Annotated in this window: 10 protein-coding genes; 4 read left to right on the top strand and 6 right to left on the bottom strand. The window is 67.6% G+C overall.

The features are described from left to right. A partial coding sequence (locus ACDELDRAFT_RS15875; RefSeq protein WP_005798608.1) for a nitroreductase family protein occupies window positions 1-463 on the top strand: 463 nt, incomplete at its 5' end. Between the two features lie 72 nt (window positions 464-535). Here ACDELDRAFT_RS15875 and ACDELDRAFT_RS15870 read toward each other — a convergent pair. Both ACDELDRAFT_RS15870 and ACDELDRAFT_RS15865 read right to left on the bottom strand, forming a co-directional pair. Further along, entirely contained in the window at window positions 536-790 is a 255-nt protein-coding gene (locus ACDELDRAFT_RS15870; protein WP_005798606.1) for an acyl-CoA-binding protein, read from the bottom strand. Window positions 791-1157: 367 nt separating this feature from the next. Next, window positions 1158-1757 (bottom strand): TetR/AcrR family transcriptional regulator, encoded by a 600-nt coding sequence (locus ACDELDRAFT_RS15865; protein WP_005798604.1) that lies wholly within the window; start codon window positions 1755-1757, stop codon window positions 1158-1160. A gap of 99 nt (window positions 1758-1856) precedes the next feature. Here ACDELDRAFT_RS15865 and ACDELDRAFT_RS15860 point away from each other — a divergent pair, with 99 nt between their 5' ends. Further along, the gene (locus ACDELDRAFT_RS15860; protein WP_005798603.1) at window positions 1857-2324 is read left to right on the top strand and encodes a nuclear transport factor 2 family protein; all 468 of its coding nucleotides are present in this window, start codon (window positions 1857-1859) and stop codon (window positions 2322-2324) included. A gap of 133 nt (window positions 2325-2457) precedes the next feature. On the opposite strand, the gene ACDELDRAFT_RS15855 is transcribed toward ACDELDRAFT_RS15860, so the two are convergent. Together ACDELDRAFT_RS15855 and ACDELDRAFT_RS15850 are read right to left on the bottom strand one after the other, a co-directional pair. After that, window positions 2458-3555, bottom strand: coding sequence for a M14 family metallopeptidase (locus tag ACDELDRAFT_RS15855; protein WP_005798601.1), 1098 nt, complete (start codon window positions 3553-3555; stop codon window positions 2458-2460). A 160-nt stretch (window positions 3556-3715) separates the two neighbouring features. Continuing rightward, complete coding sequence (locus ACDELDRAFT_RS15850) at window positions 3716-4921, bottom strand: M20 aminoacylase family protein (RefSeq protein ID WP_005798599.1); 1206 nt, start codon at window positions 4919-4921, stop codon at window positions 3716-3718. 77 nt (window positions 4922-4998) lie between these two features. On the opposite strand from ACDELDRAFT_RS15850, the gene argE reads away from it, so the two are divergent. Next, complete coding sequence (gene argE / locus ACDELDRAFT_RS15845; RefSeq protein WP_005798597.1) at window positions 4999-6156, top strand: acetylornithine deacetylase; 1158 nt, start codon at window positions 4999-5001, stop codon at window positions 6154-6156. 182 nt (window positions 6157-6338) lie between these two features. On the opposite strand, the gene ACDELDRAFT_RS26235 is transcribed toward argE, so the two are convergent. Both ACDELDRAFT_RS26235 and ACDELDRAFT_RS15840 read right to left on the bottom strand, forming a co-directional pair. Beyond that, a complete protein-coding gene (locus ACDELDRAFT_RS26235; RefSeq protein WP_157764943.1) occupies window positions 6339-6470 on the bottom strand; it encodes an IPTL-CTERM sorting domain-containing protein in 132 nt (43 codons plus the stop codon). A 182-nt stretch (window positions 6471-6652) separates the two neighbouring features. After that, a complete protein-coding gene (locus tag ACDELDRAFT_RS15840) occupies window positions 6653-7801 on the bottom strand; it encodes an ABC transporter substrate-binding protein (RefSeq protein ID WP_040329514.1) in 1149 nt (382 codons plus the stop codon). Between the two features lie 132 nt (window positions 7802-7933). Here ACDELDRAFT_RS15840 and ACDELDRAFT_RS15835 point away from each other — a divergent pair. Then, the coding region (locus tag ACDELDRAFT_RS15835) for a molybdopterin-dependent oxidoreductase (protein ID WP_005798593.1) at window positions 7934-8930 on the top strand (997 nt) is incomplete at its 3' end.

Below are 8930 nucleotides of genomic sequence, written 5' to 3'. Positions count from 1 at the left end.
GGCCAGCGAGCCACCCGCACCCGACCTGCCCTGGCCGCGCGAATACCGGGGCATTTACCAGGAACGGCGTCGCGAATGCGGCTGGGGCCTGTACGAGGCCCTGGGCATTGCCAAGGGCGACCGCGAGGCGTCCGCCCGGCAGGCGGCCCAGAACTTCACCATGTTCGGCGCACCCCATGTGGCCATCATCACCAGCGACGAAGCCCTGGGCGTGTATGGCGCGGTGGACTGCGGCGCCTACGTGGGCAACTTCCTGCTGGCCGCCCACAGCCTGGGCGTGGGGGCCGTGGCGCAGGCCGCGCTGGCCGCCTACCCCCGTGTGCTGCGCGACGTGCTGGGCATTGCGCCCGACCGCACCATCGTCTGCGGCATCTCGTTCGGCCTGCCCGACCCGCACCACCCAGCCAACCAGTTCCGCACGCGGCGCGCCGATCCGGGCGACAGCGTGATCTGGCGCGACTGACGCCTGCGTGCCGCACCCATGAAAAAAGCGGCCCCGGGGCCGCTTTTGAAGGGAGAGAAGGCCGCGCGACCTTCAGCTCAGCGAGGCGATCAGGTCGATGTACTGCTGCTTGGCGGCATCGGCGCCCGTGCCCTTGAGCTTGTCCCACGCGTCCCACTTGGCGCGGGCCACCATGTCCGAGAAGCTGGGCTTCTTTTCGGTGTTGTCACCCGCCGTGGCCTGCTTGTACAGCGCGTAGATCTTCAGCAGCGTGGCGTTGTCGGGGCGCTCGCTGAGGTTCTTGGAATTGGCCACAGCGGCCTCGAAGGTGGCGTTGAGGTCGGACATTTCGTTGGCTCCTGGTCTAGAAATAGGAATGAAAGAACGGTGTCGGCAAAGAATTGCGGCGCTGTATCTTACGGGCTCGTCCGACCGACACCGCCCGAATGGCGCGCAGGCAAGCCTCTCCGCCACACCCCCGGCGGGCGCCGGCCGTGATCCGCAGGGCCCCTCGCACGCGGAACCACAACGTCCGCGCCAATGCACGCTACACCTGGGGCAAGGCGGACGCCAGGCAGCGCACCGCCGACAGAAAGCGGGGCTCTTCGGCGAGCGCAGGAGAAAGGTGGGCGCGTGACAGCGCACGGATGCGCTGCACGCTCACCGGACGGGCAGCGGGGCGCGGGCCTCTTTCACCGGCAGCAGCTCCGTTCGCTCAAGCCCCCTGGAAAGCAGCCATGCCCCGCAGCAGCCGCACCACGCTGCTCAGCACATCCTCCACGGACTCACCCATCTGCGCCCGCACGATCGCGCCGTCCACCACCAGTGTCAGCGCCTGTGCATCCCGCTGGCGCTCGGGGGTGGGCGGCAGCAAGGTAGCCAGCAGGTCTGTCACATCGCGCTTGTGCCGGCGCGCGATTTCCACCACCTCGGGCACGGTGTCGGCGAGCTCGCCCACACCGTTGATGAAGGCACAACCCCGGTAGTCGTCACGGCCCAGCCACTCGGACAGCGTGGCCGTCAGCGCGGCAAGGCGGCGGGCGGGATCACCGCTCGCGCCGCCATGGCGCGACAGGGCCGCGGCAAACCAGTCCGTCCAGTGGGTGTGCCGGTACTCCAGGTAGGCGCAGACCAGGTCGTTCTTGCTGGGGAAGTGCCGGTAGAAGGTGACCTTGGTCACGCCGGATTCGGCAATCACGCGGTCGATGCCCGTGGCACGAATGCCGTCGCGGTAGAACAAGGTGTGCGCAGTCTGCAGCAGGCGGTCGCGGGCAGGCAGGTCTTTCCAGTCCGGGGGCTGTGGTGCGGAGGTCATCTACGCATTGTAGACAAGTCTGTCTACATTCTTCTATGATCCCCATGTAGACAGATTTGTCTACACCCACTTTCAACCGCTCCACTCAGAGGTACTCCCATGGAATCCCGCCCGCCCCTGCCACCGTTCACCCTGCAAACCGCCACCCAGAAAGTGCGCCTGGCCGAAGACGGCTGGAATTCGCGCGACCCGGCCCGTGTGGCGCTGGCTTACAGCGAAGACACCCGCTGGCGCAACCGCGCCGAGTTCCCTGTGGGAAGCGCGGCCGCGCAGCAGCTTCTGGAGCGCAAATGGGCGCGCGAACTGGACTACCGGCTCATCAAGGAGATCTGGGCGTTCGGCAGCCACCGGATCGCCGTGCGGTTTGCCTACGAGTGGCACGACGACGCAGGCCATTGGTACCGCAGCTACGGCAACGAAAACTGGGAGTTCAACGACGCTGGCCTGATGACAGTGCGCCATGCCAGCATCAACGATCGGCCCATCCAGGCGGCCGACCGGCTGTTCTTCTGGCCGCTGGGGCGTCGCCCGGATGACCATCCGGGGCTGACCGAACTCGGCCTGTGAACAACAGCCCACCCCGCAGGACACCGCGCCTGGCTTTGGGCGAAACACGCAGCACGCCATGATCGATTCGCTATTTATTCAATAGCTACTAGCGTTTACCCAGAAAGCGCCACGAGCATTTTTCAGCAGAAATCTATTGCGCCAACCCATCCACCGCCTGAAACATCGACTGCCGCGCCTGGCTCACGATCTGCCCCTTCCAGGCATCGGTATCGGTGTAGAACGCAGCCAGCATCTGCGCCTTGATCTGCGCAGCCTGGGCGGCGGGCGCCTCGGGATGGAGGTGGAGCCAGTGCTCGGCCCGCAGGGCCTGCAGCACGTCCATCACGGGCACCGTGCCGTACTCCATCGCAATGCCGGTGTATTCGGCGCCGGGGCATTCGTCGCGCAGGGCGGTCCACATCAGCCCCGTGAGGAAGGCCGAGGTAGAGGAGCCGTCGTACATCGACGTGACCGGCGTGGCGCCGCCGCCCGCCCACCAGTGGCGCGCGCGCTGCACAGAAGCGGCATCGTCGGGCCCGCAGTAAATGCGCTCGCCCAGGCCGCTGGGGCCCAGGCCCGTGTGCAGGTCGATCCAGGCCACCCGCGATGCCCGGCTGCCGTGCTGGCGCAGCACGGCCCGCAGCGTGCGGTTGCTCCAGGTCGGCGCCGTGCCACCAAAGAAAAGACCGTCGGCAAACTCGTGCTGGCCGCGCGTGATGGCGGCCTGCCAGGCCGCCTCGCCGCGCGCGTCAATGAAGGCCTGCACTGCCCGCACGTTGTCTGCCTGTGGTGGCCACACGTCGGGCAGCAGCAGCGGTGCAAGTTCACGGTAGGCAGCGTTGACGGGAAGGGGCTGGCGGAAGTCGTGGAAATTGCGGTTGAGATCTACGTTCTCGTGCGTTGTGCGGCGGATGTGCGAGAACCCGTAGGGGTTGAGTGCATGGATGTAGAGCACGGCCACACCCTGCGCACGCGCCCGGTTGCGCCACTCCTCGTCGTGCAGCGCAAACACCTGCACCCCGCTGCCGCAATGGCCTTCCACGCCGTGGCAGCCGCTGCTCACGATGAGCAGCTTGTCGGCATCGGCCGGGCCGTCGCGCACCACATCCATGGCGAGATCCTCGCCGTCACGCCCCAGGAGCGGATGGGGGTGCGATGCAATGGGCAGTCCCGCCGCAGCCGCGGCCTCGAGAAAGCGGGTGCGCGCCTGCGCATAGGTGGGAGCGAATGCCTGGGCGATTCCGATCATGGGGCTTCCTGTGACGACATGGCGGGAAAGGTGCGCGGTGCAAGCGCGGGTGCCGGCCTACCCGCCCGGAAGGCAGCACCCCTCGGCGCCTTCGGCGAGCGGTGCGTGCCGGGCAGGTGCGCACCCGCCGCGGCCCTTTCATGCCCCCCCAAAGCGCCCGTCACGCGGCGGGGGCGGACAGCCATTCCTCGGCCAGCCGCACCCAGTAAGTGGCCCCCAGCGGGATCAGGTCGTCGTTGAAGTCGTAGCTGGGGTTGTGCAGCGTGCAGGGGCCACCGCCATGGCCCATTTCGCGGTGCGCGCCTTCGCCGTTGGCAATGAAGCAATAGGCACCGGGCTTGGCCTGCAGCATGAAGGCGAAGTCTTCGGCCCCCATGGTGGGCTCCTGCACCAGCACATGGGCCTCGCCCACGATGCCGGCCATCACCTTGCGCGCAAACTCGGCCTCGGCCGCCGAATTCACCGTGGGCGGGTAGTTGCGCACGAACTCGAATTCGCAGGTGGCCTCGTGCGCGGCGCAGGTGTGCTCGGCCACCTGCTTCATGCGCTTTTCGATCAGGTCCAGCACCTCGATGGTGAAGGTGCGCACCGTGCCCTGCAGCTCGCAGCTGTCGGGCACCACGTTGCTGGCCTCGCCCGCGTGGATCATGGTGACCGAGATCACGCCCGCATCGACGGGCTTCTTGTTGCGGCTGATGATGGTCTGGAAGGCCTGCACCATCTGGCAGGCAATCGGCACCGGATCAATGCCGGTGTGCGGTAGCGCGGCGTGGCCGCCCTTGCCGCGGATGGTGATCTTGAACTCGTTGCTGGAGGCCATCACCGGCCCGGGGCTCACAGCGAGCGTACCCACGGGCATGCCCGGCCAGTTGTGCATGCCGAACACTGCCTGCATGGGGAACTGCTCGAACAGGCCGTCTTCGATCATCACGCGCGCGCCGCCGCCGCCTTCTTCGGCCGGCTGGAAAATGAGGTACACGGTGCCGTCGAAGTTGCGGTGCTTGGCAAAGTGCTGCGCCGCCGCCAGCAGCATGGCCGTGTGGCCGTCATGGCCGCAGGCGTGCATCTTGCCCGGGTGCTGGCTGGCATGTGCGAAGGTGTTGAATTCCTGCATGGGCAGCGCATCCATGTCGGCGCGCAGGCCGATGGCCCGGCCGCTGGCGCCGCCATCACGCCCCCTCACGATGCCCACCACGCCGGTCTTGCCCAGGCCGCGGTGGATGGGAATGCCCCATTCGGTGAGTTTTTGCGCCACCACGTCGGCCGTGCGCACTTCCTCGAAACACAGCTCGGGGTGGGCGTGAATGTCCCGGCGCACCGCAGCAATACTGGCGGCCTGGGTGACGATGGAATCGATAACGTTCATGATGTGCATCCTTACGATCGGACAGTCTAGCCCGGTATTCCGATGCCTGCCAACCCGCACCATTGCGCCCCCTCGCCATGATTTCACCCCACGCCCTCGAACTTGCGCAGACCCTGGTGCGCATGAACACCGTCAGCCATCACTCCAACCTGGAGCTGATCCACTTCATCCGCGACCACCTGGCCAGCCTGGGGGTGGCAAGCCGGCTCACCTTCAATGCCGACAAGACCAAGGCCAACCTGTTTGCCACGCTGGGCGAGGGCAAGCCCGCCGGGGTGATTCTGTCGGGCCACACCGACACCGTTCCCTGGGATGGCCAGGAATGGACCACCGACCCGCTGGGGGCGGTGGTGCGCGATGGCCGGCTCTATGGCCGTGGCAGCGCCGACATGAAGGCCTTCATCGGCGTGGCCTTGTCTCAGGCCGGGCAGTTCCTGCACAGTGATGCCCCTTTCGCCATTCATCTCGCGTTCAGCTATGAGGAAGAGATCGGCTGCTTCGGCGTGAAGGAGCTGATTGCCGATCTGCGCGATGCGGGCGTGCGGCCGCTGGCCTGCATCGTGGGCGAACCCACCAGCATGGTGCCCGCCATCGCCCACAAGGGCGTGTACCGCTACAAGTGCTGCGTGCGGGGCAAAGAGGCACATTCGTCGCTCACACCACACTCTGTCAATGCCATCGAAATGGCGGCCCGGGTGGTGGGCCGGGTGCGCGACATGGCCGAAGGGTTCGAGCGCGACGAACCCCGCTTCGAGGGGTTTGACGTACCTTTCTCCACGGCCAGCGTGGGCCAGTTTCATGGCGGCATTGCCGACAACGTGGTGCCGCGCGATGCCGAGTTCCGCTACGAATTTCGCGATCTGCCCACGGCAAACGCCGCGCAGATGCAGGCCGAGGTGGTGGCCTACGCCCGCGCGCTCGAACCCGCCATGCATCGCGTGGCGCCCCAGGCCGGCTTCCGCTTCGAAACCATCTGCGAGATCCCGAGCTTTCTGGGCAGCAAGGACGATGAGGTCACCCGCCTGGCGCTGCGCCTGAGCGGCGAACCCCAGACCACCCTGGTGGCCTTCGGCACCGAGGCCGGGCTGTTCAAGAACGCAGGCATCCCCACGGTGGTGTGCGGCCCGGGCAGCATCCAGCAGGCCCACCAGCCCGACGAGTACGTGAGCCTGGAGCAGCTCGCACGCTGCGAGGCCTTCATGGCGGGGCTGGCGCGCAGCCGCTCGCTGGGCTAAACGCAATGCCGGGACTGCCGGCCCTTGCAGCGCAGGAGCAACGGACTGTTGCCGGAACGCGGTGATAACGGAGATGGGACCACGGCTGCGTCGCGCCCCCGCGGTGTGACAGGCCCTGCGGCCATGGCGTGAGCAGCGGCCAAAGCGCTCGTGCCGGCCATTGCCCCACCCGTGCAATGCTCTCAGCGGGCATGCCTTGCGGCGGCCGCAGTGCCAAAGTACCTTCCGCGCAAGCCCGGCAGGCCCACCAGGAAAGACAGCAGCGCCAACGCCCAGGGCCCCACGGCGGGGATGCCGGTGGCGCCGGCCGGCACTGCAGGAATGAGGCCCGTGGGCAGGGTTCAGGGTGCGGCGTGCGAACTCAAGGATGTGGGAGAGTTGCAAAGCACCCGATGGCAGGTCCGACACCCGCACCATGGCCGGGCACGGAAAGGCCCCGGCCCACGCGCAGGTGCCCGATGGACGGAGGCCGGGGTCGCGCCCCTCCTCCAGGCCCTCAGGTGCGCACGCGCCCATCCCCCGTCAGCATGGACATCTCCACGAATTTCGAGGCGGCGTGGCTGGTGGCGCTGAATGACACCGGGAAGCCCGAGATCACCTGGGTCCCGATGGATTCCAGCCCGGCGATCAAGCCATCACGCGAGACCTTGCCGCCCGCTTGCGCCTGGCGCAGCCCCTCGGCAAAGACGCGCGCGGCCAGATAGCCCTCCATGCTGGAGTAGTTGGCCTGCACCTTGTCGCCCCCCTTCTTGATGGCTTCCAGGAACTCGCGCGTGATCGGGCGCGAAGGCTGGTAGGGCGAGGGCACGACCTGCGACACCACGACGCCGGCGCCATCCTTGCCCAGCTCGTCGGCCAGGGCCTGCGTGCCCACGAAAGAGACGTTGTAGAACGTTCCGCCAAAGCCCGCCTTGCGCGCCGCGCGCACGAAAGCCGCAGCGGCGGCGTAGGCCGAGATCTGTACCACCGCGTCGGGCCGGGCGGCCACGAGCTTGTCGACGGCGGCTTTCACATCGACGGAGTTGCGCTCGACGGTGGCCGTGGCCACGGGCGAGAGCTTCTGTTCGGCCAGCGCGCGGGCCACGCCGTCCAGCCCCGCCTTGCCGTAGGCGTCGTTCTGGTGAAAAACGGCGATCTTCTTCACGCCCAGGTTGGTGAGCTGGCGCACGATGAGTGCCGTTTCGTCAAAGTACGAAGCCCGCACATGGAAGACCAGCCGGTTGAACGGCTGGCGCAGCGCCTCGGCGCCGGTGAAGGGCGCAAAGAACGGCACCTTGGCCTGGGTCAGCAGCGGCAGCGCCGCCAGACTGGTGGGGGTGCCGATGTAACCGAACAGCGCGAACACATCCTCGTCGATGAACTTGCGCGTGTTCTCGGCGCAGCGGTCGGGTTCGTAGCCATCGTCCAGCGTGCGGATCTCGACCATGCGCCGCCCGATGCCGCCCTGGGCGTTGAGCTGGTCGAAGAACAGCTTGGCTCCCTGGTGGAACTGGATGCCCAGCTGAGCGGCCGGACCACTGAACGCGGCCGATTGCCCCAGCACGATGCGCGATTCGCTCTGTGCGCGGGCCGTGGGCAGAGCCCCCACCACCGCAGCCCCCAAGGCCACCGAAAACTGCCGACGCCCCAATCCAATATGGTTCATGGTGAAATCTCTGTTCTTGTAAAACATGGGCTCCCACCCGAGGCCGCGGTAAACGGCCCAGGCGTCCTTGCCGGCATGGCGCACATATGCACGCCCATGCCAACCTCGTGCCAGTTTAACGATCCAGCGCCCATGAGCACCCCTGCCGCCGCCCTTCCCGCCACCTCTGCACCGCAACAGGTGCGCGGAGCCTGCCCGCACGACTGCCCCGACACCTGCGCCCTGCTCACCACGGTGGAGAATGGCCGGGCCACGCGCGTGCAGGGCAACCCCGCGCATCCCCACACCGATGGGGTGCTGTGCGCCAAGGTGTCGAAATACACCGAGCGCACCTACCACCCCGAGCGCGTCCTCACACCGCTCAAGCGCAGCGGCCCCAAGGGCAGCGGGCAATTCACGCCGGTGTCATGGGATGAGGCGCTCACCGACATCGCGGCGCGCCTGGCAGACATCGCGGCCCGCGCACCCCAGGCCATCCTGCCCTACAGCTACGCCGGCACCATGGGCCTGGTGCAGGGCGAGAGCATGGACCGGCGCTTTTTCCACCAGCTGGGCGCATCGCAGCTCGACCGCACCATCTGCGCCTCTGCGGGGGCCGAGGCCCTCATCCACACCCTGGGCAGCAAGGTGGGCATGAAGGTGGAGTTCTTTGCCGAGGCCCGGCTCATCCTGATCTGGGGCAGCAACTCCATCGGCAGCAACCTGCACTTCTGGCGCTATGCGCAGCAGGCCAAGCGCAGCGGCGCCAGGCTGGTGTGCATCGACCCGCGCCGCAGCGAAACGGCCGACAAGTGCCACGAACACATCGCGCTGCGCCCCGGCACCGATGCAGCGCTGGCGCTGGCGCTGATGCACGAGCTGATCGCGCACGACTGGCTCGACCACGACTACATCGCCCGGCACACGCTCGGCTGGGAGTCGCTGCGCGAACGCGCCCTGCAATGGCCGCCCGAACGCGCCGCCGAGGTGTGCGGCGTGCCGGCAGAGCAGATCCGCCAACTGGCGCGCGATTACGGCACCACCCAGCCGGCCGCCATTCGCCTGAACTACGGCATGCAGCGCGTACATGGCGGCGGCAATGCCGTGCGCGCCGTGGCCTGCCTGCCTGCCCTCACCGGCGCCTGGCGCC

Source organism: Acidovorax delafieldii 2AN, assembly GCF_000175235.1.
In the GTDB taxonomy this organism is placed as follows: domain Bacteria; phylum Pseudomonadota; class Gammaproteobacteria; order Burkholderiales; family Burkholderiaceae_C; genus Acidovorax; species Acidovorax delafieldii_B.
This window is presented reverse-complemented; position numbering and strand designations above follow the sequence as displayed.